At 50.9% G+C, this 26117-nt stretch carries 31 protein-coding genes and 2 tRNA genes; 13 read left to right on the top strand and 20 right to left on the bottom strand.

Annotation, left to right across the window (positions count from 1 at the left end):
- Positions 1-2 precede the first annotated feature (2 nt).
- Positions 3-1046: a type IV pilus twitching motility protein PilT gene (locus E6Q52_RS03655; protein WP_292818579.1), complete on the bottom strand. Its 1044-nt coding sequence runs from the start codon at positions 1044-1046 to the stop codon at positions 3-5.
- A 94-nt stretch (positions 1047-1140) separates the two neighbouring features.
- On the opposite strand from E6Q52_RS03655, the gene E6Q52_RS03650 reads away from it, so the two are divergent.
- From E6Q52_RS03650 to E6Q52_RS03640, 3 genes are read left to right on the top strand one after another with little or no spacing between them, the layout of a single operon-like run.
- Positions 1141-1857: a YggS family pyridoxal phosphate-dependent enzyme gene (locus E6Q52_RS03650; protein ID WP_292818576.1), complete on the top strand. Its 717-nt coding sequence runs from the start codon at positions 1141-1143 to the stop codon at positions 1855-1857.
- Positions 1858-1862: 5 nt separating this feature from the next.
- Positions 1863-2696: a pyrroline-5-carboxylate reductase gene (gene proC / locus E6Q52_RS03645; RefSeq protein ID WP_292818573.1), complete on the top strand. Its 834-nt coding sequence runs from the start codon at positions 1863-1865 to the stop codon at positions 2694-2696.
- Positions 2693-3244: a YggT family protein gene (locus tag E6Q52_RS03640; protein ID WP_292818571.1), complete on the top strand. Its 552-nt coding sequence runs from the start codon at positions 2693-2695 to the stop codon at positions 3242-3244. Before proC ends, E6Q52_RS03640 begins: the two co-directional genes overlap by 4 nt.
- A gap of 48 nt (positions 3245-3292) precedes the next feature.
- Here the strand turns inward: E6Q52_RS03640 and rng are convergent, their stop codons facing one another.
- Both rng and E6Q52_RS03630 read right to left on the bottom strand, forming a co-directional pair.
- A complete protein-coding gene (rng, locus tag E6Q52_RS03635) occupies positions 3293-4759 on the bottom strand; it encodes a ribonuclease G (RefSeq protein ID WP_292818795.1) in 1467 nt (488 codons plus the stop codon).
- A 46-nt stretch (positions 4760-4805) separates the two neighbouring features.
- Positions 4806-5372 (bottom strand): nucleoside triphosphate pyrophosphatase, encoded by a 567-nt coding sequence (locus tag E6Q52_RS03630; RefSeq protein ID WP_292818568.1) that lies wholly within the window; start codon positions 5370-5372, stop codon positions 4806-4808.
- A gap of 149 nt (positions 5373-5521) precedes the next feature.
- Between E6Q52_RS03630 and E6Q52_RS03625 the strand changes: the two genes are divergently transcribed.
- The 6 genes from E6Q52_RS03625 (at position 5522) to E6Q52_RS03600 (ending at position 10933) form a co-directional block, all read left to right on the top strand.
- Positions 5522-6379, top strand: coding sequence for an ATP-binding protein (locus E6Q52_RS03625; protein WP_292818565.1), 858 nt, complete (start codon positions 5522-5524; stop codon positions 6377-6379).
- A gap of 5 nt (positions 6380-6384) precedes the next feature.
- Positions 6385-7335, top strand: coding sequence for a Nudix family hydrolase (locus E6Q52_RS03620; protein WP_292818563.1), 951 nt, complete (start codon positions 6385-6387; stop codon positions 7333-7335).
- Positions 7336-7675: 340 nt separating this feature from the next.
- A complete protein-coding gene (locus E6Q52_RS03615) occupies positions 7676-8758 on the top strand; it encodes a hypothetical protein (protein WP_292818561.1) in 1083 nt (360 codons plus the stop codon).
- A 1285-nt stretch (positions 8759-10043) separates the two neighbouring features.
- On the top strand, positions 10044-10280 hold the full coding sequence (gene vapB, locus E6Q52_RS03610) for a type II toxin-antitoxin system VapB family antitoxin (RefSeq protein ID WP_292818558.1): 237 nt from the start codon (positions 10044-10046) through the stop codon (positions 10278-10280).
- Positions 10277-10681: a type II toxin-antitoxin system VapC family toxin gene (locus tag E6Q52_RS03605; protein WP_292818555.1), complete on the top strand. Its 405-nt coding sequence runs from the start codon at positions 10277-10279 to the stop codon at positions 10679-10681. Before vapB ends, E6Q52_RS03605 begins: the two co-directional genes overlap by 4 nt.
- 21 nt (positions 10682-10702) lie before the next feature.
- Positions 10703-10933, top strand: coding sequence for a VF530 family protein (locus E6Q52_RS03600; protein ID WP_292818552.1), 231 nt, complete (start codon positions 10703-10705; stop codon positions 10931-10933).
- A gap of 23 nt (positions 10934-10956) precedes the next feature.
- Here E6Q52_RS03600 and E6Q52_RS03595 read toward each other — a convergent pair whose 3' ends face one another.
- The 5 genes from E6Q52_RS03595 to E6Q52_RS03575 all read right to left on the bottom strand — a co-directional run bounded on the left by E6Q52_RS03595 (position 10957) and on the right by E6Q52_RS03575 (position 13935).
- Complete coding sequence (locus E6Q52_RS03595; RefSeq protein ID WP_292818550.1) at positions 10957-11400, bottom strand: copper chaperone PCu(A)C; 444 nt, start codon at positions 11398-11400, stop codon at positions 10957-10959.
- Between the two features lie 21 nt (positions 11401-11421).
- Positions 11422-11613 carry a DNA gyrase inhibitor YacG gene (locus E6Q52_RS03590; RefSeq protein ID WP_367124794.1) on the bottom strand — a complete coding sequence of 64 codons (192 nt, stop codon included), beginning with the start codon at positions 11611-11613 and terminating at the stop codon, positions 11422-11424.
- Complete coding sequence (gene zapD, locus E6Q52_RS03585) at positions 11610-12383, bottom strand: cell division protein ZapD (RefSeq protein ID WP_292818548.1); 774 nt, start codon at positions 12381-12383, stop codon at positions 11610-11612. The genes E6Q52_RS03590 and zapD overlap by 4 nt, the downstream gene beginning before the upstream one ends.
- 69 nt (positions 12384-12452) lie before the next feature.
- Entirely contained in the window at positions 12453-13052 is a 600-nt protein-coding gene (gene coaE, locus E6Q52_RS03580; RefSeq protein ID WP_292818545.1) for a dephospho-CoA kinase, read from the bottom strand.
- A gap of 10 nt (positions 13053-13062) precedes the next feature.
- Entirely contained in the window at positions 13063-13935 is an 873-nt protein-coding gene (locus E6Q52_RS03575; protein WP_292818542.1) for an A24 family peptidase, read from the bottom strand.
- A gap of 215 nt (positions 13936-14150) precedes the next feature.
- Here E6Q52_RS03575 and E6Q52_RS03570 point away from each other — a divergent pair, with 215 nt between their 5' ends.
- On the top strand, positions 14151-14564 hold the full coding sequence (locus E6Q52_RS03570) for a hypothetical protein (RefSeq protein ID WP_292818539.1): 414 nt from the start codon (positions 14151-14153) through the stop codon (positions 14562-14564).
- 41 nt (positions 14565-14605) lie between these two features.
- Here E6Q52_RS03570 and E6Q52_RS03565 read toward each other — a convergent pair whose 3' ends face one another.
- Positions 14606-15535 (bottom strand): polyprenyl synthetase family protein, encoded by a 930-nt coding sequence (locus tag E6Q52_RS03565; RefSeq protein ID WP_292818789.1) that lies wholly within the window; start codon positions 15533-15535, stop codon positions 14606-14608.
- Positions 15536-15765: 230 nt separating this feature from the next.
- Positions 15766-15842: transfer RNA gene (locus E6Q52_RS03560), tRNA-Arg, on the bottom strand.
- Between the two features lie 14 nt (positions 15843-15856).
- Between E6Q52_RS03560 and E6Q52_RS03555 the strand changes: the two genes are divergently transcribed.
- On the top strand, positions 15857-16003 hold the full coding sequence (locus E6Q52_RS03555; RefSeq protein WP_292818536.1) for a hypothetical protein: 147 nt from the start codon (positions 15857-15859) through the stop codon (positions 16001-16003).
- On the opposite strand, the gene E6Q52_RS03550 is transcribed toward E6Q52_RS03555, so the two are convergent.
- The 5 genes from E6Q52_RS03550 to recA form a co-directional block, all read right to left on the bottom strand.
- Positions 15963-16056, bottom strand: a tRNA-Ser gene (locus E6Q52_RS03550). The genes E6Q52_RS03555 and E6Q52_RS03550 overlap by 41 nt on opposite strands.
- A gap of 157 nt (positions 16057-16213) precedes the next feature.
- Positions 16214-17443 carry an aspartate kinase gene (locus E6Q52_RS03545; protein ID WP_292818533.1) on the bottom strand — a complete coding sequence of 410 codons (1230 nt, stop codon included), beginning with the start codon at positions 17441-17443 and terminating at the stop codon, positions 16214-16216.
- A 99-nt stretch (positions 17444-17542) separates the two neighbouring features.
- Entirely contained in the window at positions 17543-20194 is a 2652-nt protein-coding gene (alaS, locus tag E6Q52_RS03540) for an alanine--tRNA ligase (RefSeq protein ID WP_292818530.1), read from the bottom strand.
- The gene (recX, locus tag E6Q52_RS03535) at positions 20169-20642 is read right to left on the bottom strand and encodes a recombination regulator RecX (RefSeq protein WP_292818527.1); all 474 of its coding nucleotides are present in this window, start codon (positions 20640-20642) and stop codon (positions 20169-20171) included. Before recX ends, alaS begins: the two co-directional genes overlap by 26 nt.
- Positions 20643-20647: 5 nt before the next feature.
- Positions 20648-21676, bottom strand: coding sequence for a recombinase RecA (recA, locus tag E6Q52_RS03530; RefSeq protein ID WP_292818524.1), 1029 nt, complete (start codon positions 21674-21676; stop codon positions 20648-20650).
- A 231-nt stretch (positions 21677-21907) separates the two neighbouring features.
- Between recA and E6Q52_RS03525 the strand changes: the two genes are divergently transcribed.
- Positions 21908-22264: a hypothetical protein gene (locus E6Q52_RS03525; protein ID WP_292818521.1), complete on the top strand. Its 357-nt coding sequence runs from the start codon at positions 21908-21910 to the stop codon at positions 22262-22264.
- A 25-nt stretch (positions 22265-22289) separates the two neighbouring features.
- Here E6Q52_RS03525 and E6Q52_RS03520 read toward each other — a convergent pair whose 3' ends face one another.
- From E6Q52_RS03520 to mog, 5 genes are read right to left on the bottom strand one after another with little or no spacing between them, the layout of a single operon-like run.
- Positions 22290-22793, bottom strand: coding sequence for a CinA family protein (locus tag E6Q52_RS03520; protein ID WP_292818518.1), 504 nt, complete (start codon positions 22791-22793; stop codon positions 22290-22292).
- On the bottom strand, positions 22790-23290 hold the full coding sequence (locus E6Q52_RS03515) for a phosphatidylglycerophosphatase A (RefSeq protein ID WP_292818515.1): 501 nt from the start codon (positions 23288-23290) through the stop codon (positions 22790-22792). Before E6Q52_RS03515 ends, E6Q52_RS03520 begins: the two co-directional genes overlap by 4 nt.
- Positions 23283-24230, bottom strand: a complete 948-nt coding sequence (thiL, locus tag E6Q52_RS03510) for a thiamine-phosphate kinase (protein WP_292818513.1) — start codon at positions 24228-24230, stop codon at positions 23283-23285. Before thiL ends, E6Q52_RS03515 begins: the two co-directional genes overlap by 8 nt.
- Positions 24217-24579 (bottom strand): hypothetical protein, encoded by a 363-nt coding sequence (locus E6Q52_RS03505; RefSeq protein WP_292818510.1) that lies wholly within the window; start codon positions 24577-24579, stop codon positions 24217-24219. The genes thiL and E6Q52_RS03505 overlap by 14 nt, the downstream gene beginning before the upstream one ends.
- Positions 24580-24609: 30 nt before the next feature.
- Positions 24610-25209, bottom strand: coding sequence for a molybdopterin adenylyltransferase (gene mog, locus E6Q52_RS03500; RefSeq protein ID WP_292818507.1), 600 nt, complete (start codon positions 25207-25209; stop codon positions 24610-24612).
- Positions 25210-25377: 168 nt separating this feature from the next.
- Between mog and E6Q52_RS03495 the strand changes: the two genes are divergently transcribed.
- Positions 25378-26097 carry a PDZ domain-containing protein gene (locus E6Q52_RS03495; protein ID WP_292818504.1) on the top strand — a complete coding sequence of 240 codons (720 nt, stop codon included), beginning with the start codon at positions 25378-25380 and terminating at the stop codon, positions 26095-26097.
- The last annotated feature ends 20 nt before the right edge of the window (positions 26098-26117 follow it).

Genomic DNA, 26117 nt, shown 5'->3' with positions numbered 1-26117 from the left:
TATTAGCCGATGATAGCGTCACGGTTTGCGGCCTTGGTGCGTGCTTCGGCAGCACTAATGACATTGCGTTTAACCAGGTCTTGCAGGTTCTGGTCCAGGGTTTGCATACCCATACTCTGACCGGTCTGGATGGCAGAATACATCTGCGCAATCTTGTTTTCGCGAATCAGGTTACGAATCGCCGGCGTGCCCATCATGATTTCATGCGCGGCCACACGGCCTTGTTCGTCCTTGGTTTTACACAGCGTTTGTGAAATCACGGCACGTAAGGACTCAGACAACATAGAGCGCACCATTTCTTTCTCGGCCGCCGGGAACACGTCGACTACCCGGTCTACGGTTTTTGCAGCAGAGCTGGTGTGCAACGTACCAAACACCAAATGGCCGGTCTCGGCGGCAGTCAGCGCCAGACGGATAGTTTCCAGGTCTCGCATCTCCCCCACCAGGATCACATCCGGGTCTTCACGCAGGGCTGAGCGCAACGCGTTTTCAAAGGATTGTGTGTGCGGACCGACTTCACGCTGGTTAATCAGCGACTTTTTCGAGGTATGCACAAATTCGATCGGGTCTTCCACCGTGAGCACGTGTGACATCTGCGACTCATTGATGTAATCAATCATCGCCGCCAGCGTAGTCGATTTACCAGAGCCGGTGGGCCCGGTCACCAGCACAATGCCGCGTGGCGTCTCGGCAATATCCTTAAACACTTTAGGCGCATTCAACTCATCCAGTGTCAACACCTTGCTCGGAATGGTACGGAACACCGCACCCGCACCGCGTTGCTGATTAAAGGCATTGACCCGGAAACGCGCCAGGTCAGGAATCTCGAACGAAAAGTCACATTCCAGGGTTTCTTCATAGATCTTGCGCTGGCTGTCGTTCATGATGTCATACAGCATGCGATGCACTTCGGCATGATCCATGGCGGGCAGATTGATCTTGCGCACGTCGCCGTGCACCCGAATCATCGGTGGCAGGCCGGAGGACAAATGCAAGTCCGAGGCTTTATTTTTAACAGAAAATGCCAATAAATCTGAAATATCCACAATCGACTCCGGTGATTATTTATATAATATTGCTTTGGTTTTTTGTATTCTTCGTGCTTAATTCACGTGTGTCCGCATACTTGCCTAATCCGCCATGACCACCATTTCTGACAATCTTGCCCTGATACAACAACAGATCACAGACGCACAGGCCCGCTTTCAGGCATCGCAGCCTGTGACACTATGCGCCGTCAGCAAAGCACAATCTGCCGATGCGATGCGTGCCGCCTACCATGCTGGCCAAACCGTGTTTGGCGAAAACTACCTGCAAGAAGCGCTGACAAAACAGGCACAACTAGACGACTGTGCTATAGCATGGCACTTTATCGGGCCAATTCAAAGCAATAAAACACAGCTAATTGCCCGTCATTTCGACTGGGTGCATTCGGTAGATCGCCTCAAAATTGCCCAGCGCCTGTCAGATGCACGCCCAACTGAACTGCCGCCATTAAACATTTGCCTGCAGGTAAACATTAGCGAAGAGGCAAGCAAAAGTGGTGCCAGTGGCCAAGAGTTATTGCAACTCGCCTTAAATATCAACCAGTTGCCACGCTTGCGGCTACGCGGTTTGATGGCGATTCCGGCCCCTTGCAGCGACTTTGCGCAGCAGCGTGACCAATTTCGACAGGTGCGTGTGTTGTTTGAGCAACTCAACCGCCATGGCCTGTCACTAGACACCTTATCCATCGGCATGAGCGGCGACTTTGCGGCGGCCATTGCCGAAGGTGCCACCCTGGTGCGTATAGGCACCGCCATTTTTGGGGCGCGTTCAACCCCCTCCCCTACAGATTCAGCCACAGAAGGAACCTGATCACCATGCAATCACTTTCAGCCACACGCATTGCCTTCATTGGCGGCGGCAATATGGCGCAAGCCTTGATGACAGGCCTGCAACAGCGTGCCTTTCACATGCAGCACATCACCGTGATTGACCCGGACACCGCCAAACACGCACATTTGCAAACCACCCTGGGCATCAATACCAGCGCTAGCCTGACGGCAGAATCACTGGCGGTGGATGTGATTGTGCTGGCGGTCAAACCACAGCAGCTACAAAGTGTGGCCCAATCGCTGGCCCCTTTGCTGCAATCACAATTAGTCATTTCTGTCGCCGCGGGCATCCGCACGGCCGACCTCAGCCGCTGGTTAAATGGCTACCAAACCATGATACGCACTATGCCGAATACACCAGCACAGATTCAGGCAGGCATTACCGGCGCTTACGCATTGCCAGCCGTCTCTGCCACACAGCGTGCATTGGCTGACGCAGTCTTACAAGCGGCGGGCGAAGTGGTTTGGCTAGACGATGAAGTGCAACTGGATGCTGTCACCGCCATTTCTGGTAGCGGCCCGGCCTATGTGTTTTTGATGATAGAAGCCTTGACGGCAGCAGGCGTTGAATTAGGCCTCAGTGAGGCGCAATCGCTCAAACTGAGTCTGGCAACATTTAAAGGCGCCAGCCTGCTGGCAGCTGGCAGCAGCACACCGATTGCTACCTTGCGTGAACAGGTCACTTCCAAAGGCGGCACCACCGAACAAGGTCTGCTCAGCATGCGCCAGCACGATATTCATGGCATGATGCAAGCTGCCGCTGCGCAAGCCGCACGCCGCGCCAAAGAACTGGGTGATCAACTGGGAGCACAAGCATGATGTTGCAAAATATGACGACTTTTTTACTCAATGCTGCGTTTGGCATTCTGACCTTTTTACTGGTCTTGCGCTTTTTAATGCAATGGACGCGTACTTCATTCCAGAATCCGCTGGGGCAAATGACCGTGGCGCTGACCGACTTTATGGTCAAACCAGCGCGTAAACTGATCCGCCCCATCAAGCAGTGGGATGTGTCTACACTGCTGTTGGCATTACTCATGCAAATTGCGTTATTTGCCCTGCTGGCCTTGCTGGCGGGTGCGCCTGCCTCACCACTTTTCTGGGTATGGCAAGCGGTGTTTGGCGTACTGGCGCAAATGGTGGATGTCTTTTTCTATGCCATCCTGCTGATGGCAATTTTAAGCTGGGTCAACCCATATAGCCCGATTTACGGTGTCCTGAACCAACTGTCAGCGCCGATTCTGGAGCCATTACGGCTTATTTTGCCACCGATTCAGGGCTTTGATTTTTCTGCACTGGTGGCATTGATCTTATTGCAAATGATCAGCCATATTGTGTTGCCAGGTCTGGCAACGGGCATTCTTTAAAAGCTGACACACAATAAAAAAGGACGACAATTTGTCGTCCTTTTTTTTTTATATCCAAACAATATCAAATTCTTCCCGCCCATATTGCGTATCCGGGTGCAGCGACAGTGGCTTTTTAATAAAGTCAGACAAGCTAGCCAAACTCTGTGACTCTTCGTCACTCAGCATATTAATCACGATTGGTGAGGCTAATATCTTGAATTCTTTAGCATTTTTAAACTGCTTAGACTCACGCAGTACCTCACGCATAATTTCATAACAAATGGTTTGTGCTGTTTTGAGTTCACCACGCCCCTGACACACCTGGCAAGATTCACATAACAAATGCGCCAGGCTCTCGCGTGTACGTTTGCGCGTCAGCTCGACCAAGCCCAAGGCCGAAAACCCATTCACATTAATACGCGCTCTATCCAGAGTCACCGCCTTGCGTAGCTCTTCGAGTACCGCTTCACGCTGGGCATCTTCATCCATATCAATAAAATCGATAATGATAATGCCGCCCAGATTGCGCAAGCGCAGTTGCCGCGCAATGGTTTGCGCCGCCTCGAGATTGGTTTTAAAAATGGTGTCAGACAGGTTTTTGCCGCTGACAAAACTACCCGTATTCACATCCACCGTGGTCAGCGCTTCGGTCTGATCAAAAATCAGATAGCCACCTGACTTCAACTCCACTTTGCGCGACAAGGCTTTTTCGATTTCACTTTCAATGTCATAAAACTCAAACAGCGAGCGTTCGCCCTTGTAGTGCGTGAGCGGCTTGACTGCATGGGAGACATACAACTCGGCAAACTCTTTCAGGCGCTCGAACATTTCACGCGAATCGACGCGGATACTGGTCGTTTCCGTGCACACCACATCGCGCAAAATACGGCGTGGCAAGCTCAGGTCATAAAAAATCAGCGAACGCTCACCGACTTTTTTACTCTCGGCCTGGATTTTTTGCCAGACTTTGCGCAAGTATTCAATATCAGCCAGCAGCTCGTCATCGGTTGCATTTTCGGACATAGTACGAATAATGTAGCCACCCTCGCGCTCTTCTGGCAATAAGCCCAGCAAGCGATTGCGCAAAAACTCGCGTTCTTCTTCGATATCAATGCGTTGCGAAACGCCAATATGCTTTTGATAAGGCAAATAAACTAAAAAACGGCCAGCAATACTGATTTCCGTCGTCAATCGCGCACCCTTGGTGCCGATGGCTTCTTTAATCACCTGCACGATAATCGACTGCCCTTCGTGCAACACCTCCTGAATCGGCCTGGCGGTTTTTACCGTCCCATCTTCTGAATGGCACTCCATAATATCTGCGGCATGCAAAAAAGCCGCGCGCTGTAAACCGATCTCAACAAAAGCGGACTGCATGCCAGGCAACACGCGCACCACTGTACCGCGATAGATATTACCCACAATACCGAGTGACGAAGCCCGTTCTATATGTAGCTCCTGGACAATGCCTTGCTCCAGAATCGCCACGCGCGTTTCCTGCGGCGTGACGTTAATCAATACTTCCTGCGCCAATGACATATTGCTTTACCCGATCCCGATCATTATTTTTATACAAAGTTTACCATGCGTGCAGTAACTGCGCCGTTTCATGCAGTGGCAATCCCATCACGCCGCTATAGCTGCCCGTAATGCGCCTGATCCACGCCCCCGCGCGCCCTTGTATGCCATAGGCACCGGCTTTATCCATTGGTTCTCCTGAGGCAATATAGTCCTGCAACACGGCCTGCGGCACCGGCATCATCTCCACCTCTGTAGTGCTCAGCAAGCAGCGCACTTCACCTGCCTCGTACACCGCCACCGCCGTATGCACCAAATGCACACTACCGCTCAGGCGCGACAACATGGCCAATGCTTCGCTGGCATCGGCAGGTTTACCTAAAATCTCCTGCCCCAGTGCAACGGTGGTGTCAGCGGCCAGAATCAGCAAACCACGTTCACCATGGTGTGCCGCAACAGCCAGCGCTTTTTCTTGTGCCAGTCGGCATACATACTGCGCCGGGTCTTCACCGGGCAGACTCGATTCATCAATATCGGCAGGCAAAATATCGCATTGCACGCCGAGTTGTGCCAGCAACTCCACTCGACGTGGACTACGTGATGCCAGAATGATCTTTTGTTGAGTCATAGATATTTTATAAGTGCAATAAACAAGCCGCACAAGGTAACACAAACACAGGGGATTTTGCGCTGTCGTCAGCCTAACTTACGCTAACCGCCGCTGGATGCATTGTGTACAATAAGCCCTCGTTCGACTTTTCTCACCAAGCCACTCGCATGAACTCACTTGAACACTTGCTGCAACGTGCTGAACAACTCATCACGCGCCTGGAAACGCTGCTACCAGCCCCGCCTGCCGACATCAATTGGCAAGCCATTGCCTGGCGCTGGGTCAAACATAGCGCACACGGTCAATTACAGGCCGTCGAACACCCGCATCATGTGCTGTTAGACGATATTCGCTTTATTGACCGCCAAAAAACCGAAGTCGTGCGTAACACCCGCCAATTTTTACAAGGCCTGCCAGCCAACCATGTGCTGCTCACAGGCGCACGCGGCACCGGCAAGTCGTCACTGGTTAAAGCCTTACTCAACACTTATGCAGACCAAGGCTTGCGCCTGATCGAAGTAGAAAAACAGGACCTCAACGACCTGCCGCAAATTGCGCAGCTGATTCGTCAGCGGCCTGAAAAATTCATTATTTTTTGTGATGACCTCACCTTTGAAGCCAACGACACCGGCTACAAAGCGCTTAAAGTCATCCTCGATGGTTCGATTGAGAACGCTTCATCCAACCTGCTGGTGTACGCTACCTCTAACCGCAAAAACCTGATGCCAGAATATATGGCCGATAATCAACCGATTGTTGATCAAGGTGAAATTCGCCAGAACGACACCATAGACGAAAAAACCTCACTGGCAGAACGTTTTGGTTTGTGGCTATCGTTTTACAGTTTTGACCAGGACGAATACCTGAGCATTGCCGAGCACTGGCTGGACACGTTTGGCATCACAATGGATGACGCTGCGCAGCACGCCGCCTTGCAGTTTTACCACACGCGTGGCGCGCGCAGCGGCCGCGTCGCCTACCAATTTGCCAAAGACTACGCGGGCAAACTGCAACTGAAATCCTGATATTTATGACCAAACTCGTACAAGTCGCCGTTGCCATCCTCATGAAATCCGATGGTGAATACCTGCTCGCCAGCCGCCCTAACGGCAAAGGCTGGGCAGGCTGGTGGGAGTTCCCAGGCGGCAAAATTGAATCTGGCGAAACACCAGAACACGCATTGATTCGCGAGTCGCAAGAAGAGCTAGGCATCACGCCGACCCAAATACAACCGTGGATCAAACGGCGCTACGACTACCCTGCCACGCACGACGCCGAAGCCAAAACCGTGCTGCTGCACTTCTTCTTCGTGCATGCCTGGCAAGGTGAACTCACCGCACGCGAAGGCCAGCAATTCGCCTGGCAACACCCGCGTAAGCTCAATGTCAGCCCCGTATTGCCCGCCAACGCGCCGATTATGCAAGCCCTGAGCCTGCCGCCTATGTACGCCATCAGCAACGTGCAAGAAATGGGCGAAGCCGCATTCTTGCACGCTTTAAAAAAACAATTAGACCAAGGCCTGCAACTGCTGCAAATTCGCGAATCACAGCTTGATAGCCCAGCCTTGGCGAAATTAAGCGAACAAGTGCTCACACTGTGCGCCCCTTACGACTGCCGCAGCCTGCTCAACGGTACGCCCGAACAAGCCCTGCAACTCGGTTATCAAGGCGTGCATTTAAATAGCCAGCGCTTGCTGACCCTCACGCAAAAGCCAGACCAGTTATTAGTCGGCGCCTCTTGCCACGACGCCGAACAACTACAACAAGCGCAAACGCTGCAATTAGACTTCGCCCTGCTCTCGCCTGTGCTGCCGACCCAAAGCCACCCAGAAGCCACAGGGCTAGGCTGGGAGAAGTTTGGTGAAATGCTGAATGGACTGGAAATCCCTTTATACGCGTTGGGAGGTATGCGCCTGGAACATCTTTCACAAGCACAAGCCTGTGGTGCGCGTGGTGTCGCGATGCAGCGGGCTTGCTGGTAAGCGCATCTGAGAGACTATGCGAAATCTCTAATACGAATGTCTATTCTTTTTCAAATATCACCACCGATAGACAATATCAATACTTAAGAAGTTAAGTTAAACCTTAACTGCGCCCTCCTATCTGTTTGCTTCTAGGCAAACAACATTCTTAAACATTAGCTTCCCGCCTTATCGCGAACACTTTTTTCTAAATCCACACAATTTCGCACATTACAGGCATTGCAATATGCAGGCAATCAATGTAAATTTAACATATGTTAATAAATATTAAATAGAAAATGTCTCGTAAGATCCGCTGTTAACGCTAATGGTTCAGCTATCGAAACTAAGGGAGTCATAGATGAAAAGTAATCGCTCTTACTCTAAGTTTGTATTTACTCTGCTATTCATGATGAACATTACTCCAACATTCGCTTTAGCTGGAGGTGTAAAAGAAACTCCAAAGGAGCTAACGCTTACCCGACATGATGATGGTACTTTTAGCATAGTATCCAAATCAGTCAGGTTAGAAGTGCTATTGTCAAAGATTCGAGAAAAAACCAATGTGGATATTTATGTAGATAACGAATTAAAGCAGCAACCTATTTCGATTGACGCGAAGAGTATTTCGCTAATTCAGCTATTGCAGCATATTGCCGGCGACAATTATGCAATTGTATATGATGGAGATAATATCGTAGCGATGCATATGCTCTCAGAAAAAGCCACGCCATCAACCAACTCAACCAACCCAGCACCCGACTTTTCTGGGCAAGTTAAAATTCGGAATCAACATGCCAAGATGTTTTTCATGCCTGCAAATAACTCCGAAAGCGCAATTAATAACTACATCAAAAAACGTCACCAAATTCTATCTAAACTAGTAGCGGGAACGCCAAAAAAAGAGCTCCACGCGCAATTATCATTCCCGCACTACATCTCATCCGAACAACTTGTAGCAACTCTAAAACAAAAGCAATTAGATCCTGTCACTCTAAATATTGGATGGAAAGAAAATGGCGGTGGATATGATTTGAAGTCTGGTGAATCTACAGAGGACGCCATTAAATCAGCCTCTTTACATCACGCTCGATTTGTCTCACAGCTCTTAGAAGATGCAAACTTGCAGGTGGAAACTTTGCGTCAGCAGGGTACAAATGACGATCAAATGATACCGGCACTTGAATTTCAAAAGAATGCAAATGATCTAAATACAACACTAAAGCAGAAGGGAATCCAGTTTTATGGCGTTCGCGTTGCAGCAACGGCAGAAAAACTACTTGCAGCAGCAAGTGACAATAGAAGTATTAGACTTGTTGATCCATTGTGGGGTGGGACAATAGAGTATGAAATCACTCATGTATATCCCACCATAAAAATCGCCATTCCGATTGCACCTCAAAGTACTGTGACCCCAGATATGAACGAGGAGAGTGAAAAATGAAAACAAGATTTATATTCAGTCTTCTACTTTGCATTGCTCCGACTATATTTGCCGGTGAACAATGGGCGCCTGTCTCTGGGTACAGCAGTGTCACTCAGTCAAAAGCCTACAATAGATTTATCTTCCCATCACTGAGTGGTCAGTATGCCGATACTGATACATATGAGCACGAAACTCAGGTTTACAACAATGCCTTTGCTAATTATGACGGATACTGGTCTAGCAATCTACCAACAAAATACTATGACACTCCTTTTCTGGATGACATAGACAATTTTACTATTGGCTCAGCAAGAGCTGCTGACATTAAAGAGGCTGTACAATACTACACGTACATGGCGTTAACAAAAGGTAACGATTCCGACTGTCAAGGCTGCTGCTCAACACATGGTGGAGTGGTTTGCACGAATGGTATTTCGCAATGTGCTGACGGCTCAGCAGCTTCCCCAACCTGTTTGGCCAAAGGGTGTAACCAATGTCTAAACGAAGCTGTCATTAGGATCAAAGCACAGCGCGGACATAGCGTTATTCCCGGTTGTACGTCGACATGGTGCATATTCGCCGATGCGACTACAGGAACAATGTGCCTCTTACATGCCCCTCAGTATAAGAGCTGGTCGTATTGATGATTCAGCCAGCGCAGCATGGCATTACTCTCGCCTGCACTGCCAACAAAATCCACTAGGAAGTGGTGAGGTTGGGAGAAATTTGGTCAAATATGCTGAATAGCATAGAAGCTACAGTCTATGGATTAGGCAATATACACGTTGAGTCATTTCTAAACTCAATCAAAGAAGATCAGCATTTGCGCGAGATTGAAATTGATCAGGAAGTCCAAGCCACTGCATAACGATTGCACTGGACGCAGGCAGATCAGTCCAGTTTTTTCAGAAAAATACTCTCGTCCTCAGAGTTTTCAGCATTTGAGGTGGAGAAGCAACCCATGATGGCCGAGATCATCAGCATCGTGAAGGCGTTTAACAAAGGAAGTGCATCAAATATGCCAGAGAGTTGCGATGATATTATTAGAATTCAGTCGATTATTTATCAAATCAGGGACGTGAATCGACGTCAGTATGATTTCATGTCGCGAACACTCAGTACTGCGAATTAACTTTTAAAAGTGAAGGCCAGTTGCGCTCAAATAGTTCAGCTCAAATGTTAGCTGAGTCTGCTTTTTCACAACAACTCTTGGGAGCATTTCACTCGCATAGAATAACTCTTGCCCTAACCAGCCTGCCGCCATATACTAATGCAATATACATATTTTGCAGAGGTGACTGGTATGAGTATTAGCACTGTTTTTATCAATAACCGAACGCAAGCCGTTCGCATTCCGGCAGATGTGCGCTTGCCTGAAAACGTGAAACAGGTGACGGTGCGAGCGATTGGCAAAGAGCGCATTATTGCCCCACTGGAGTCCACCTGGGATAGCTTTTTTATCAACCCATTAAATGTGACTGATGATTTTATGCCGGAGCGTGTAACACAAACGCAGCCTGAGCGCGAGGCGCTGGAATGATTCAATACCTGCTTGATACCAATATTGTGATTTACGTGATCAAGCATAGGCCCATTGAAGTACTTGAAACGTTTAATGCGCATGCAAATAGAATGGCCATTTCAAGCATCACGCTGGCTGAGTTATTTCATGGTGCAGAAAAAAGTAGCAAACCGGGGCACAACTACTCCGTGATTGAAGACTTTGCCAGCCGCCTGGAAGTGTTGCCTTATGCAACCAAAGCCGCACAGCATTACGGTAGCATCCGCAGCGAGCTGGAAAGACGTGGTCAACCAATAGGCGTGAATGACTTGCATATCGCCGCACATGCACGTAGCGAGGGGCTTGTATTAGTCACCAACAATTTGAAAGAATTCGACCGCGTTTCGGGGTTATTACTTGAGAATTGGGTCAATCGCTGATTGAAACGCTAAGCATCAACTATGCATACACCACAACCAAACAACCCACTACATGGCCTGACACTTGAGCAGATTGTCGAGCAACTGGTCGACCATTACGGCTGGAATAAACTCGCGCAGCGGGTCAATATCAACTGCTTCAAGAGTGACCCTTCAGTGAAGTCTAGCCTGAAGTTTTTACGCAGGACGCCCTGGGCAAGGGCTGAAGTTGAGGCTTTGTATCTGGCAACATTTGCCAAAGATCGCCATTAATACTGGCGATATAAGGCAGCGAATCAGGGCGCAGTTTTCACTGGCATGGTGACGAACTGATCTGTAATGTTGCCTTTTTTGTCTTTGAAGCACAGTCTGAATTTCACTTGTTCGCCTGCCTTAAATGGGGTTGGCAACTCAAACAGCATTAGGTGCAGGCCACCTGGTGCAAGTTTAACGGGCTTGCCTGCGGGCACGGGCAACGTTTCCATACTGCGCATTTTCATGACGCCGTTTTGCATGGTCATGCTGTGCATTTCCACGGTGCCTGCGCGCTCTGTTTCTGCATAAACCAGCGTCACATCCTTGTCACTGCTCAACGTCAGATAGGCTGCACCGACTGATTGACCAGGGTTTGAGGCACGCACCCAAGCCTCAGTGGTTTTGACTTCTGCATGCGCAAAACTTAGCCAGCCAAGCAAACAAACGCTGGTGATTAGACGAGATAAGCAATGAGTTGTATGCATTTGAATGATCCTGGCAGCCTGTTATTCCTGCTCGAACATATCTGGCGGGGTGTTATCGGGAATGCGGAATTTCTCGGTGGCCCAATCGCCTAAATCAACCAATTTGCAGCGCTCACTGCAAAAAGGCCGGTAAGCGTTGGCGGTTGAGTATTCTGAGGTTTCACCACAGGCGGGGCAAGCGACCTTACGGGGTATTATGGCGGGCTGGGTCAATTGTGTCCCGCTCCGGTAAAGTTACAGACAATCATTTTAAACGGGATGTCTTGCTCACAGCCTTTGGGGCGTTGTACAAAGTCCAGCCGTTGAAAACGGATATTGATGGCATATTTGTTGGCACTGACTTCAGGGAAGCATTCATCGTGGTCGATCTCGATGCGCAGCAATTGCGCTGGCTTGTGGCCGGACAATTGCTGCTGGTAAGCCCCATGATGCGCGACCAGCGACAGTACCTGACCGCTACCGCGTAATAACTGCAGAATCAGGCGGATAGATTCATACATAGGCATTAATTTAGCCAACCAATGCGCAAAGTCTTGCTTGCGACGCTCAATCCCCAGGTACAACCAGTGACGATAAGAAGGCAAGTCAAACTCACAGACGCCGCCAGGAATGCTGGTGCGTTGTTTGACGCTCATTAACCAGTCATTTTCACGTAATGACTGGCCGAGTTTTTGATGATCAGAACGCAAAGCGGTCGCGCAACGGTCCAGGCTGGACAAGGTACTTGCCAGTGCGTTATGGTCGATATTGGGATTGGTTTGCAGAAACGACAGCTGGACTTTATGGCGGTCCAGCTCTTGCAGCAGATCAACTTTCAAATCGCCGCGATCAATCAAATCGAGGATTTGCAACATCGAAATCAGCGCGACATGATGATTGATCTCATGCCCAATCTCTATGTGGTGCAACATTTTGACGAACAAATCCTCCAGGCGGAGATAAGTTCTGATGCGCTCGTTAAATGGAAACTCGTAGCTCGACACGGCAGCCTTTTCTGTCAGCTGATACTTGAAAAGTATGCAATAAAAGCCTGATTATGAAACCCTTTTCACTCACTGGCAAGTCTTAGAGAAGTTTTTATGAAACTCTAGCACTTTTTCCTGCAAATTATCCAATGTTTGGTCGTTTTCAATCACCGAATCCGCAATCGCCAAACGCTCATCACGGCTGCTTTGTGCGGCGATCATGGCCTGCGCCATGCCCTCGGACAACTGGCTGCGTTGCACCACGCGTGTCAGTTGCGTCTGCTCATCGCAATCCACCACCAACACGTGATCAATCATCTGCCAGTCGGCGCGACTTTCAACCAATAAGGGAATCGCCAGCACCACATAAGCCTCTGTATATTGCGCGATCTGGCGGATGGCTTCAAGCCGGATGGCCGGGTGCATGATCTGGTTGAGCTGGTCCAGCGCATCTGGCTCGGCAAACACCAACTCGCGTAATTTGGCCCGGTCAAGCTGACCTTCTGCGTTAAACATTGCATCACCAAACTGCGTGCGCACTGCCTGCATCGCCGGGCTACCGGGCGCACTCATGTCATGGGCAATGTGATCTAAATCGACCACAGGCACGCCGAGTGCCGTAAACGCTTTGCACACTTCGGTTTTACCACTGCCAATGCCGCCAGTCACCGCCACCACTTTACTCATACCAGCGCGCTTACGGGATCAGGTAATAGGAGGCCAGCGCTTGCCCGTAAAACAGGGCAGCAATGCCGCCCAGCGCTAAAAATGGGCCAAACGGAATCGCTGTTTGGCGGGTTTTGCCTTTAAGCAGAATCAAGCCGATGCCGATCACACTGCCGACCACCGAGCTCAGCAAAATAACAGCGGGTAATAATTGCCAGCCAAACCAGGCACCAATCGCAGCCAGCAGTTTAAAGTCACCATAGCCCATGCCTTCTTTACCGGTCACCAGCTTGAATAACCAATACACTGACCACAACACCAGGTAGCCTGCCATGGCGCCGACCACCGCTGAGGTGAGGTCGGTAAATCCGTATTTAATATTGAGCAACAAGCCCAGCCATAACAAAGGCAGCGTAATGTCATCGGGGAGCAACTGTGTGTCAAAATCGATAAAGGTTAAGGCAACCAAGGCAAAAACGAATACCAGCGCAAATACCGTTAGCATGCTGTAGCCATACTGCACCGCCACCGCCAGTGACAGCAGACCAGTTAACAACTCGACCAACGGATAACGGGCTGAAATAGATGCTTGGCAACCGCGGCAACGCCCACGCAAGAACAGGTAGCTGATAACAGGAATATTTTCGATAGCGGTAATCTGGTGTCCGCAATGCGGACAAGCCGAACGTGGCACGACCAGATTATATTTGGCTTGCTCCGGCGCAGTTTGCCCCTGCAAATCCAGGCAACTGGCATGCCATTCACGCTCCATCATTTTAGGCAGGCGGTGGATCACCACATTGAGAAAACTACCGACTAGCAAGCCAACCAACAAGCATACCGCTTGTAAAAAATGGGGTTGTGTTTGCAATAAACTTAAAACAGGTTCAAGGATTTCTGACATGATACCGATAACATAGTTAAAGTTGCTGCATGATGGCATCGTTAATGCAAGTAAGCAAGGCTAAAAGACGGCAAAACCTGTTTAAAAGCCGCTTTTCCCATCTTGAAAATCACTTGCTTGGCACCATTTATGTGTAAGATGGATACTGCAGTGCGGCAACATAATCGCGCATCTGTGTTTAAGTGACATCCGTTATCTAGTGAAGGAAGTTGCCTATGTCTGATCAAATCAAATTTACGCCACCGACCGAAGCAAGTCTCAATCAGGTCGAGTTAAATCAAGTTGACCATCCCGCCTGGGATCAGCCCGTGATTTGCCGGGTAGAAGTTGACTTGCCAGGCTGGCTGACAAAACTGACCGGACAATCGCACTGGGAAGTTTACAGTGAAGAGGAAGAAGAAAACTGCATCAGTTTTGGCATGCGTTCACTGCATAGCCACAGCTTGCACAAAGCGACCAAACTGATGGAAAAAGACATGCAGGCAGAGGTCACGCTCTATCACAATGGTTATGCAGTAGTAGATGTGAATGGACAGTCATTGTTTGACGGCGCACTCACCAACGCCACCAATGATTGTGCGCGGCTGAGCTATTACCACATCAGTGGCGAGCCGATCGCCTTGAATTAATAGACTGCAACAGTCAGCCTGCTCACAGGCTGACTGCCTGATTATTGCTGACGGCTGACAGAGAAATTGGCTAAATCCAGCATCGCCTGCTTGGCGGCTGTTGGTGCAAAGACAGACAAGGCCTCACAGGCCAGCTGCGCTTCTTTTTGTGCGACCGCACGCACGTAATCAAATGCTTGCACCGAATGCAAAATCTCCAGCACCGCATCCAGCTGTGATACCTGCCCTTCCAGTAACGCCTGCTTTACTAAATCTGCCTGCGCGGCCGGTGCTTGTTGAATCGCATACAGCATGGGCAAGGTAACTTTACCTTCGGCCAAATCATTGCCCAGGGTTTTGCCTATCTTTTCGCTGTCGCCCGTTAAATCCAGCACATCATCAATCAGTTGAAACGCGGTGCCCAGATGCATGCCATACGTGGCTAAACCCTCTTCCTGCTCTGCATTGGCCTGGCATTGCACTGCCCCCAAAAGCGTCGCCGCTTCAAACAGCTTGGCCGTTTTAAAGTGAATCACCTGTAAATAATCCTGCTCGCTGACGCCGATATTGCGCACGTTGAGCAACTGCAACACTTCGCCCTCAGAAATCACATTGGTTGCGTCGGCCAAGATCTCCATCACGCGCATATTTTGCAGCTTGACCATCATCTGAAAGGCGCGCGAATACAAGAAATCACCCACCAGCACACTCGCCGGGTTACCGTAAACATGATTAGCGGTCGATTTACCACGGCGTAACTCAGAGGCATCGACTACGTCGTCGTGCAGTAAGGTCGCGGTATGGATAAATTCAATAATGGCAGCCAGTGTATGATGTGCCGGAGAAACCGCGCCGGCCAGATCGCCGGACATTAACACCAGGGACGGACGCAAGCGCTTGCCACCACTGTGTATGATGTATTCCGAAATCTGATTAATCAGCGGAACTTGGGAGGACAAAGACTGGCGAATAACGGCATCCACCTGCTGCATATCGCCTGCAATCCTCGCCAAACAAGCATTTAGAGACACTGAAACACCAATGAAAAAACAAAGTTAAAGCATACCATACCTGCCCCGCCTCTCGCTATGCTCAACGCGGCAGAATATACATACAGATGGCGGCGATCATGCAGCAACATCTGCCAATAAGCAGCAAATACAATACGCTGTGACAGAAAAGAAAAAAGCCTTGCTTCCGAAGAAGCAAGGCTTTTTATTTTTGGCGCGCCCGGAGCGATTCGAACGCCCGACCCTTTGGTTCGTAGCCAAATACTCTATCCAACTGAGCTACGGGCGCCAAGGTTTGTTGCTATGCAACAAAAACAGCATTATAACACTATTTTAAGCTTTGTGGCGGTGCAGATTCACATCCAACAACCAATCTACCAAAAACAAAACCCACGCGGAGCAAGGTTTTTGGCGGTGAGCGAGGGATTCGAACCCTCGATACAGGTTTAAGCCCATATGCTTCCTTAGCAGGGAAGTGCCTTCGACCTCTCGGCCAGCTCACCTTATTAAAACAATCAAGTTCTAATAAAACCAACACAGCTTACGCTGTTTTCTTTGCAGCATTGCTACTGCATCGAAGGGCGCCATACTACGTGAAAACCCTTCAGAAATCAACGCAAAAAAGAAGAATGTTTTATTTCTTTAATTTTGCGCTTGTGATTATGCGTTTTCGAGGCCAAACGCCTTGTGCAACACGCGTACAGCCAGTTCCATATATTTCTCTTCGATCACCACGGCGATTTTAATTTCGCTGGTCGAAATCATCTGGATGTTAATGCCTTCTTCAGCCAAGGTACGGAACATCTGGCTGGCAATACCGACGTGTGAGCGCATACCCACACCCACCACGGACACCTTGGCGATCTTGTCGTCGCCGCTGATTTCACGCGCCTGAATATGGCCTTGCACCTTGTCACGCAACAACGCCAGTGTTTTGTTCATTTCGTTTTTATGCACGGTGAAGGTGAAATCAGTAGTGCCGTCTGCGCCAACGTTCTGGATAATCATGTCGACATCGATATTGGCATCCGCCACCGGGCCCAAGATTTGATAAGCGATACCTGGTTTATCCGGCACGCCAGTCACGGTAATTTTCGCCTCATCGCGATTAAAAGCGATGCCGGAGATAATTGGTTCTTCCATGTTGTCCTCATTTTCTTCGAATGTGATCAGTGTGCCGTCGCCTTCTTCTTCAAAGCTTGAGAGCACACGTAATTTAACTTTGTATTTACCGGCGAATTCTACAGAGCGAATCTGCAGCACTTTAGAGCCTTGAGACGCTAGTTCCAGCATCTCTTCAAAAGTGATTTTTTCCAGGCGGCGCGCCTCAGGCACCACGCGCGGATCGGTGGTATACACGCCATCCACATCGGTATAAATCTGGCACTCATCGGCTTTTAACGCGGCCGCCAAGGCCACGCCTGTGGTGTCAGAGCCACCGCGACCCAGCGTGGTGATATTGCCATTGCCATCCACGCCCTGAAAGCCTGCCACGACACAGACATAGCCGTCATCAAGGTCTTTTTTCAGGTTGTGCTGGTCAATGTCCAGAATGCGCGCTTTATTAAAAGCGTCATCGGTCAGAATCTTCACTTGCGTGCCGGTATAGCTTTTCGCCTTGATACCCAGCTCCATCAGCGCCAGCGCAGTCATGCCGATGGTCACCTGCTCACCGGTAGACACCATGACATCCAACTCGCGTGGATCAGGATCCGGCATGATTTCCTTGGCCAGCGCAATCAACCGGTTGGTTTCACCAGACATGGCTGAGACCACGACCACCACTTGATGCCCCATGGCTTTGTAGCGCGCCACACGACGCGCCACATGACGGATACGCTCAGGATTGGCGACTGAAGTGCCGCCATACTTTTGTACGATTAATGCCATTTTATTTCCTTAACAATCTTTTTTCTTATCCGCAGATAAACGCCGGTGAACGCCGATTTTCACAATCAACTATCGGCGTCTATCGATGTGCATCGGCGGTTAAACAAGCTTTTGCTTTACCCAATCGGTGACGCTTGCCAATGCTTGCGGCAAGTTGGCAGGCTCAGTACCACCGGCCATGGCCATATCAGGCTTGCCACCGCCTTTGCCACCGACCTGGCCTGCGACGTGATTCACCAGCTCGCCAGCCTTTACTTTGCCGATCAAGTCAGCGGTCACACCTGCCGCCAGGCTGACCTTACCGTCAGCCACGCTCGCTAACACAATGACGGCAGATTTGAGCTTATCCTTGAGTTTATCCATGGTTTCGCGCAGCGCGTTGGCATCTGCGCCTTCCAGGGTGGCGGCCAACATCTTCACACCGTTGATATCCAGTGCCTGTGTCGCGAGGTCATCCCCTTGGGAGGACGCCAGTTTGGATTTGAGGCGTGCCAGTTCTTTTTCCAGCGATTTCACGTTGTCCATTACTTGTGCGACCTTGGCAGGCAGCTCATGCGCTGGCGCTTTCAGCTCACCCGCCACCTGATTAATCAGGGTTTGTTGCGCCTGCACCAGCTTTAATGAGCCCTCGCCTGTGGTTGCTTCCACACGACGCACGCCCGCAGCCACACCACTTTCAGCGGTGATTTTAAACAAGCCAATATCGCCGGTACGGCTGACATGGGTGCCCCCGCACAACTCACGTGAGGTGCCGATATCCAGCACGCGCACTTCGTCGCCATATTTTTCGCCAAATAACATCATGGCGCCGGTTTGCTGTGCAGACTCAATGTCCATCACACGCGCTTGCGTTGCGGCGTTCGCAAGAATTTCAGCATTGACCAGTGACTCTACGGTGGCAATTTCTGCATCTGTCATCGGCCCATTGTGCACAAAGTCAAAACGGGTTTTTTCGGTATCGACCAGGCTACCTTTTTGCTGCACGTGCTCACCCAACACTTCACGCAAGGCTTTGTGCATCAAATGCGTGGCCGAGTGGTTACGCATAGTATTGACTCGCGCCTGCAGATTGACTTTGGCGGCTAACGCATCACCGACTGACAAAGTGCCGGTCTTGAGCACACCATGATGACCAAATACCGCGGCCTGAATTTTTTGCGTGTCTTCGACAGCAAAAATACCGTTGGCAGACTTGAGTTCACCGCTGTCGCCAATCTGGCCACCGGACTCGGCATAAAATGGGGTCTGATCCAACACGACCACGCCCAAGTCGCCTTCATTGAGCACATTCACTGCACTGCCATCTTTATACAGCGCCAGCACTTTAGCCGGTGTCTCTAATTTATCGTAGCCATGAAAGGTGGTCGCCGCACCATCATATTCAAGATTCAGCGCCATTTTAAACTTGCCGGCGGCACGCGCCTGTTCTTTCTGGCGCGCCATCGCCGCGTCAAACCCGACGGTATCGACGGTGACACCGCGTTCGCGGCAAATGTCGGCGGTCAAATCAAGCGGGAAGCCAAAGGTATCGTGCAATTTAAATGCCAGGTCACCATTGAACACAGTTGGCTTGGTCGCCAGTTCGGTTTCCAGAATCTGCATGCCGTTTTCAATGGTTTCAAAGAAGCGGTCTTCTTCCTGCTTGAGAATGTCAGTGATACGTACTTGATTGCTGACGAGCTCAGGATAAGCCTCGCCCATTTCAGCCACCAGGTCTGCTACCAACTTGTGGAAGAACGCAGCACGACAGCCCAGTTTGTAACCATGGCGAATCGCGCGGCGGATAATCCGGCGCAGGACGTAACCGCGGCCTTCGTTACCCGGAATCACACCATCGGCAATCAGGAAAGAGCAGGCACGGATATGGTCAGCCAGCACTTTGAGTGACGGGCTATCGAGGTCGGCCGTATGGGTTTCGCGCGCAGCCGCTTTAATCAGCGCCTGGAACAAATCAATTTCGTAGTTGGCATGCACGCCTTGCAGCACGGCAGAAATACGCTCCAAACCCATCCCAGTATCCACCGATGGTTTGGGCAGCGGATGCATGACGCCCGCTTCATCGCGGTTAAACTGCATGAAGACGTTGTTCCAGATTTCGATAAAGCGGTCGCCATCTTCATCGGGGGAACCTGGAGGCCCACCTGGGATATGCGCACCGTGATCATAGAAAATTTCGGTACAAGGGCCGCAAGGACCGGTATCGCCCATCATCCAAAAGTTGTCAGACGCATAACGTGCGCCCTTGTTGTCGCCAATACGCACGATTTTGTCCGCAGGCACGCCGACTTCTTTGTGCCAGATGTCATACGCTTCATCATCTTCCGCGTACACGGTCACCATCAGGCGCTCTTTTGGCAAGGCATAGACTTCTGTCAGCAACTCCCAGGCGAATGTAATGGCATCGCGCTTGAAATAATCGCCAAAACTGAAGTTACCCAGCATCTCAAAAAAGGTATGGTGGCGGGCAGTGTAGCCGACATTTTCGAGGTCATTGTGCTTGCCGCCAGCACGTACACATTTTTGCGCTGAAGCCGCACGCGTATAGGCGCGTTTGTCAAAGCCTAGGAATACGTCTTTAAACTGATTCATACCCGCATTGGTGAACAGCAAGGTCGGGTCACCGTGCGGCACCAGCGAACTGGAAGCCACTACCTGATGGCCTTTGGACGCAAAAAAATCCAGGAATGCCTGGCGGATTTGCTTGCTGGAAGGATTGCTTCCGTAACTAACTGTCGTCTTCTGGACTGTCATCTTCTGCGTGTCTATTCAATATGTGTTTAATGACTTCAAACTTAAAACCGCGACTTTGTAAAAAACGGGCTTGTTTCGCCCAGTCTTCACGCGTTGTCGCGGCCGCTTTAAACTTTTTGCGCCAGACTTCTCTGGCGCGTTCTATTTCACTGCCCTGCAAACCGGCAACGGCTTCAGCAATCAGGGTGTCATCCACCCCTTTTTCACGCAACTCTTGCGCCACGCGCGCTGCCCCAAACTTGGCCTGGCGCGCATGCACCATTTGCTCGGTATAGCGTGCATCACTTAACCAGCCACGGCCCTTGAAATCTGCAATCAAGGCCGGGATATCCTCTTCTTCGCCAGCGTAACTTTTGAGCTTTTGCGCCAGCTCAGCGGCGGAATACTCTCGCTTGCTTAACAACTCAAGCGCACGCTGGCGTAGTGATTTCTCCAGGGGTTGCCGCAAGAGTATTAATCGTCCTCGCCTCTGGCTGAAGGCATGCTATCGGCCAGCACATTTGAGTTGTCGCGAATCTTGGCTTCGATCTCGGCCGCAATGGCTGGATTTTCACGTAAAAACTCTTTGGCGTTTTCTTTACCTTGGCCGATTTTTTCACCTTTATAGCTATACCAGGCACCGGCTTTTTCCACCAGTTTGAGGTTGGTGCCCAGCTCAATCACTTCGCCCAGGCGAGAAATACCTTCGCCATACATAATGTCAAACTCAGCCTGCTTGAACGGCGGCGCGACTTTGTTTTTGATGACTTTGACTTTGGTCTCAGAACCAATCACCTCATCACCTTTTTTAATCGCGCCAGTACGGCGGATATCTAAACGCACAGACGAGTAGAATTTGAGGGCGTTACCACCTGTGGTGGTTTCAGGATTACCGAACATGACACCAATTTTCATACGAATCTGGTTAATAAAGATCACCAGTGTATTGGTACGCTTGATATTGCCGGTGAGTTTACGCAAGGCCTGTGACATCAATCGTGCCTGCAAGCCCATGTGGCTGTCGCCCATTTCACCTTCAATTTCGGCGCGTGGCGTCAATGCGGCGACCGAGTCGACCACCACGATATCCACTGAACCAGAGCGCACCAGCATGTCGGCGATTTCCAGCGCCTGCTCACCGGTATCTGGCTGCGAAATCAGCAACTCAGGCACATTCACGCCCAGTTTGGCGGCATATTGCGGATCCAAGGCGTGCTCGGCATCGATAAACGCGGCGACGCCACCTAGCTTTTGCATCTCGGCAATCGCTGACAAGGTCAATGTGGTTTTACCTGAGGATTCCGGGCCATAAATTTCCACAATCCGGCCACGTGGCAAACCGCCTACGCCCAGCGCAATATCCAGGCCCAACGAACCGGTAGAGACCACTTGCAAGTCTTCACCAATATCGCCATCGCCCATGCGCATGATGGAGCCTTTGCCGAACTGTTTTTCAATTTGAGAGAGTGCGGCGGCGAGCGCTTTGCTTTTGTTGTCATCCATGCTGATTGCTTTCTTTGACCAATAAAAATGCGTTGTTTTCACAATCGCTATATACTTCAAACAATAACTTCTAATTATTTCATAAATCGACCATCAGTGAAATGGCGAAGCCATGAATTCGAGCCGGTGGTTGCACGCAATTGCATTCAACCGGGCGCGTGTCAACCGTGACACAAGAGACGCGTTAAGTGAATATGGGAGCAGCAATTGTTTTCTGCACGAGGAGAATATATGAACATCGTCAAATATGTGTTGGGACTCACACTGAGCAGCCTGGCCGCATTCAGCGCACAAGCACAGGATAACTGGTCTGTTGGCGTGGTGGTTGGTAACCCTTACCCACCCGCTTACTACGCCCCGCCACCGGTTTATTACGCGCCACCACCAGTGGTCGTTTATCGCCATCCACAAAGTAATTTTTATGGTGTGCCTGCCGTCGCTTATCCGCAACCAGCGCCTGGCTTTATCCAGTTTTCATATGGTAACGGTGGCTATGGTGGTTATAACTACGGCCCGAGAAACTTTTACGGTGGTGGTTGGAACGGCGGCGGACATGGCCATGGTCACGGCCACCATCACCACCGCTAGTGGTTAATCACAGCCAGGCTCTCAATCAGCGAGAAGCCGCAATCTTCAACAAGCCAGCCAGCAAATAGCTGGCGGCTTGTTCGCGTATGTCAGCTCTATCACCTTCAAAATACCGGGTTTCCACCACAATTGCCTCAGGCGCGTCATCATTCGCACGATAAGCCCAGGCAAAACAGACGGTGCCAACAGGCTTGTGTGGAGAGCCACCACCAGGACCTGCAATCCCTGTGATGGCGGCACTCAACTGTGCCTGACTGTGTTGCAACGCCCCCAAGGCCATGGCCTCGGCAACGGGCTCACTCACAGCGCCAAACTCATCAATCAAAGCATTAGGTACGCCTAACATTTCGTTTTTTGCCGCATTGCTATAGGTGACAAAACCGCGATCAAACCAGCCTGAACTCCCAGCAATCGCAGTCACAGACTGCGCCACCATGCCGCCGGTACACGATTCGGCCAACGCCAACTGCCAGCCTCTCGCTTGCAGCGCCAGACCAAGCGTCTCGCTTAATTCAAGTAAGATGCTCACGCCAACATGCCTTGCGCAGCCTGCAGCACCACGATGGCCATGATCGCAGCCAGGACATCGTCCAGCATCACCCCCAAGCCGCCTTTGACGCGCTGATCCACCCAGCCAATCGGGAAAGGTTTCCAGATATCAAACAAGCGGAAGCTGGCAAATGCAGCGAGGCCCCAAGCCCACGTAAATGGCACAGTGACTAGCACGGCCGCCATCGCCACGACTTCATCCCACACAATCGCGCCATGATCGCTCACTCCTAGCGCACGCCCAGTGATCTCGCAACACCAGATGCCGAATACAAAAAATACGCCCAGACTTAGCCATTGCTGTGCCAGCGGCAAATCCATCAATAGCCAATACAGCGGGAAACCCAACAATGTCCCAACGGTGCCCGGCGCTTTGGGCGACAAGCCCGTGCCCAGGCCAAAACTCAGGCAATGCAAGGGATGCGAAAACAGCAAGCGCCAACTTGGCGGCTGAGATTGCGGAGATGGATTAGCCAAAATGCGCGTACCCTTTCTGCGACAAGACCACAGCGGCCTCGCCATTAAACACCTGCAAGCCTGCGGCCGCGGTAATGTGCCCGATGCGGTGTAATGGCAAAGCCAGTTGAGCAGCCAGTGCGCTCAAGGCGTCCCGATGCTGAGGTGCAGCGGTAAAACACAATTCGTAGTCATCGCCGCCAGCCAATACTGCTTGCTGCAACACCGCTTCAGTCACTGCCGATTGCTGCAACAAGGGCTTGGGCATGGCCGTCCAGTCTAACGCAGCGCCAACGGCTGATGCCTCAAGAATATGTGTCAAATCAGCCAGCAAGCCATCCGAAATATCCAGCACTGCCGAGGCGATGCCACGTAATGCCTGCCCCAACGCCACGCGTGGTTGCGGCGCATGCATGGCCGTGGCCAGTATCGCCACATCCTGCGTATGCAAATCGAGTGCGCCTAAACGATGTTGCAACCATAGTGCCGCCTGCCCCAACATACCACTGACCCAAACATCATCGCCCGCTCGCGCGCCGTTACGTTGTAGCGCCTGCCCTTGCGGCACTTCGCCCAAAATATTGATGGCGATATTTAACGGCCCGCGTGTGGTATCGCCGCCGATGAGCGACACGCCAAACGCGTCTGCACAGGCAAACAAGCCGGCACTAAAGCGTTGCAACCATGCGTCATCAATTTGCGGCAAGGCAATTGATAAGGTCGCCCACTTAGGCTCGGCGCCCATCGCGGCCATGTCACTGACATTAACGGCCATCGATTTCCAGCCAATCGCAAATGGGTCAATGTCGGCAAAAAAATGCGTGCCCGCCACAGACATATCGGCAGAGATGGCCAACTGATAACCGGGACGCACACGGATCAATGCCGCATCATCGCCGACGCCGAGGTCGGCCTGGGCTGGGCGCGTGAAATACTTGGCAATCAGTTCAAATTCTGCCACGGCGCGTGCTCCACCAGCGCTGCCACATCACGGCCACGCCCCAGGCCAGCAACAGACCAACCACGTCCGCCAGCCAGTCATAGAAGCTTGGCTGCCGAGTGGTTGTGAGGATGCCTTGCAATACTTCCATCAGCGCGCCAAAAACGGCGAGACCGAACAAGGTCGCTTTCGGCGACTGCGAAAACGCCAGCAAGCCCCAAAATGCAACGCCACCAAAGGCAATCACATGCTGTATTTTGTCTTTGTAGAGAGAGCCATCCGTGGTCGGCGCCATCTCTATGAGTAGCAAATAGGTGAGCAAAGTAAAGCAAAGTATGAAAATCAGCTTAAAAATGGGGCTGTAACGCATGCAATCTCTTTAGTAACTTAAGAATTAAATTTATTTGCGTATGGCAGACTTTGGGCGAAAGGCTTTGACGATGCTGTCCTCAGTCTCCAGATAAGGCATCGGTTGGCCGCTCGTCGCCAGTAAGTCGAGACAATATGGCACAGCCGCAAAAATCCCCGGCACCAGCGTGTTGCCTTCACGATCTTTGAGGCCTTCGAGTGTTTCTTGTATCGACTTCGGCTGTCCTGGCAAGTTAATAATCAGGCATTGCTTGCGGATCACCGCGACCTGGCGCGACAAAATCGCGGTTGGCACAAAGCGCAGACTAATCTGCCGCATTTGCTCACCAAAGCCCGGCATCTCGCGGTCAGCAATGGCCAAGGTAGCTTCTGGCGTCACATCTCTAAGCGCAGGTCCGGTGCCACCAGTGGTGAGCACCAAGTGGCAAGCCTCGTCGTCGACCAATTGCTTGAGGGTATGAGAAATGGTGGCTTGTTCATCGGCAATCAGGCGGGTGACGATGGTATAAGGAGAAACCACCGCTTGTGCCAGCCAGGCGGTGAGCGCCGGGATGCCTTTATCTTCATACACGCCTTGTGAGGCACGGTCACTGATAGAAACTAATCCAATGCGTGTGAATTGTTCTTGCATAACTTAGTCTACGTCAATTATGTCTGTGTTAATGTACCAATACATCATAACATTACAACCTGTTATTCGATCATGGAGAATTCAATGAACCGCCTGTGCATGCCTGCACCATCCCTTATCGCAAACGCTTCCCGGTCAGACCAGCGGTTATCATGGTTTAAACATGCCATGGTGTTGATAGCGCTGGCTGCAAGCCCGCTCAGCTGGGCAGAAGACAACCCTTACAGTAGTCACTATCAGCCGCAAAATCAGGGCAACCTGCGCTCACTGCAAGCACAGCCGGAACCACAAATGTTCAGTGGCACCCGCCGCGAAGAGGACAACATCAGAATGTTGGAAAATGGCTACGATCTGATGGGATTTAGCAGTTTTGAAGCAGGCGAAGTCGACGCAGCGCAGGCGCTCAACCACGGTCGCGAGATTCAGGCAGACAGCATCTTGGTTTACATGAAAAAAGCGGGCGGCGCGTCACCAGCCTCGAGGATGGAAGTGATTAAAGAAGCGGTTAAAAAAGGACAATCGCTCACCGAAAAAGACATGGCAACCAAGCCCGGCACTTATCGCTACTATGCGACCTTTTGGGCCAAACTGCCGCCACCAGTGCTTGGCATCCACGTCATTAAGCTGGTGCCTAAAAAGTCAGGTCAAAATGAGGATGCAGCGCCTGAAACCGGCAAGAGCGCGGGGGTGCGTGTGATTGCGGTCATTCATGAGTCTGCGGCTGAAAAAGGCGGCGTGTTGCGCGGCGATCAACTGCTCAGCATCAATCAGGAAAAAGTGGATGACGCCGCCCAACTCTCCAGCCTGGTGAGAAAATACCGTGGCAAAGCCATTCGTTTACAATTAGAACGTGAGGGCGAACCGCTGACGATTGAGGCTCAGCTGTAAAGCGCGACAGCAGCTCAGCA

This window comes from Methylophilus sp. (assembly GCF_008015755.1).
Classification (GTDB): domain Bacteria; phylum Pseudomonadota; class Gammaproteobacteria; order Burkholderiales; family Methylophilaceae; genus Methylophilus.
The sequence above is the reverse complement of the archived record's forward strand: the minus strand, read 5'-3'. Positions and strand labels throughout refer to the sequence as shown.

Excerpts from the sequence above, each read along its gene's own strand:
- E6Q52_RS03605 (WP_292818555.1), top strand. The coding sequence starts at position 10,277 with ATGATTCAATACCTGCTTGATACCAATATTGTGATTTACGTGATCAAG.
- E6Q52_RS03640 (WP_292818571.1), top strand. The coding sequence starts at position 2,693 with ATGATGTTGCAAAATATGACGACTTTTTTACTCAATGCTGCGTTTGGC.
- E6Q52_RS03505 (WP_292818510.1), bottom strand. The coding sequence starts at position 24,579 with ATGCGTTACAGCCCCATTTTTAAGCTGATTTTCATACTTTGCTTTACT.
- vapB (WP_292818558.1), top strand. The coding sequence starts at position 10,044 with ATGAGTATTAGCACTGTTTTTATCAATAACCGAACGCAAGCCGTTCGC.
- E6Q52_RS03555 (WP_292818536.1), top strand. The coding sequence starts at position 15,857 with ATGCAACAAAAACAGCATTATAACACTATTTTAAGCTTTGTGGCGGTG.
- E6Q52_RS03650 (WP_292818576.1), top strand. The coding sequence starts at position 1,141 with ATGACCACCATTTCTGACAATCTTGCCCTGATACAACAACAGATCACA.
- E6Q52_RS03570 (WP_292818539.1), top strand. The coding sequence starts at position 14,151 with ATGTCTGATCAAATCAAATTTACGCCACCGACCGAAGCAAGTCTCAAT.
- E6Q52_RS03565 (WP_292818789.1), bottom strand. The coding sequence starts at position 15,535 with ATGCAGCAGGTGGATGCCGTTATTCGCCAGTCTTTGTCCTCCCAAGTT.
- recA (WP_292818524.1), bottom strand. The coding sequence starts at position 21,676 with ATGGATGACAACAAAAGCAAAGCGCTCGCCGCCGCACTCTCTCAAATT.
- E6Q52_RS03615 (WP_292818561.1), top strand. The coding sequence starts at position 7,676 with ATGAAAAGTAATCGCTCTTACTCTAAGTTTGTATTTACTCTGCTATTC.
- E6Q52_RS03625 (WP_292818565.1), top strand. The coding sequence starts at position 5,522 with ATGAACTCACTTGAACACTTGCTGCAACGTGCTGAACAACTCATCACG.
- E6Q52_RS03525 (WP_292818521.1), top strand. The coding sequence starts at position 21,908 with ATGAACATCGTCAAATATGTGTTGGGACTCACACTGAGCAGCCTGGCC.
- E6Q52_RS03600 (WP_292818552.1), top strand. The coding sequence starts at position 10,703 with ATGCATACACCACAACCAAACAACCCACTACATGGCCTGACACTTGAG.
- E6Q52_RS03595 (WP_292818550.1), bottom strand. The coding sequence starts at position 11,400 with ATGCATACAACTCATTGCTTATCTCGTCTAATCACCAGCGTTTGTTTG.
- E6Q52_RS03495 (WP_292818504.1), top strand. The coding sequence starts at position 25,378 with ATGGTGTTGATAGCGCTGGCTGCAAGCCCGCTCAGCTGGGCAGAAGAC.
- mog (WP_292818507.1), bottom strand. The coding sequence starts at position 25,209 with ATGCAAGAACAATTCACACGCATTGGATTAGTTTCTATCAGTGACCGT.
- alaS (WP_292818530.1), bottom strand. The coding sequence starts at position 20,194 with ATGACAGTCCAGAAGACGACAGTTAGTTACGGAAGCAATCCTTCCAGC.
- E6Q52_RS03545 (WP_292818533.1), bottom strand. The coding sequence starts at position 17,443 with ATGGCATTAATCGTACAAAAGTATGGCGGCACTTCAGTCGCCAATCCT.
- proC (WP_292818573.1), top strand. The coding sequence starts at position 1,863 with ATGCAATCACTTTCAGCCACACGCATTGCCTTCATTGGCGGCGGCAAT.
- E6Q52_RS03620 (WP_292818563.1), top strand. The coding sequence starts at position 6,385 with ATGACCAAACTCGTACAAGTCGCCGTTGCCATCCTCATGAAATCCGAT.
- E6Q52_RS03630 (WP_292818568.1), bottom strand. The coding sequence starts at position 5,372 with ATGACTCAACAAAAGATCATTCTGGCATCACGTAGTCCACGTCGAGTG.
- E6Q52_RS03575 (WP_292818542.1), bottom strand. The coding sequence starts at position 13,935 with ATGTCAGAAATCCTTGAACCTGTTTTAAGTTTATTGCAAACACAACCC.
- coaE (WP_292818545.1), bottom strand. The coding sequence starts at position 13,052 with ATGAGTAAAGTGGTGGCGGTGACTGGCGGCATTGGCAGTGGTAAAACC.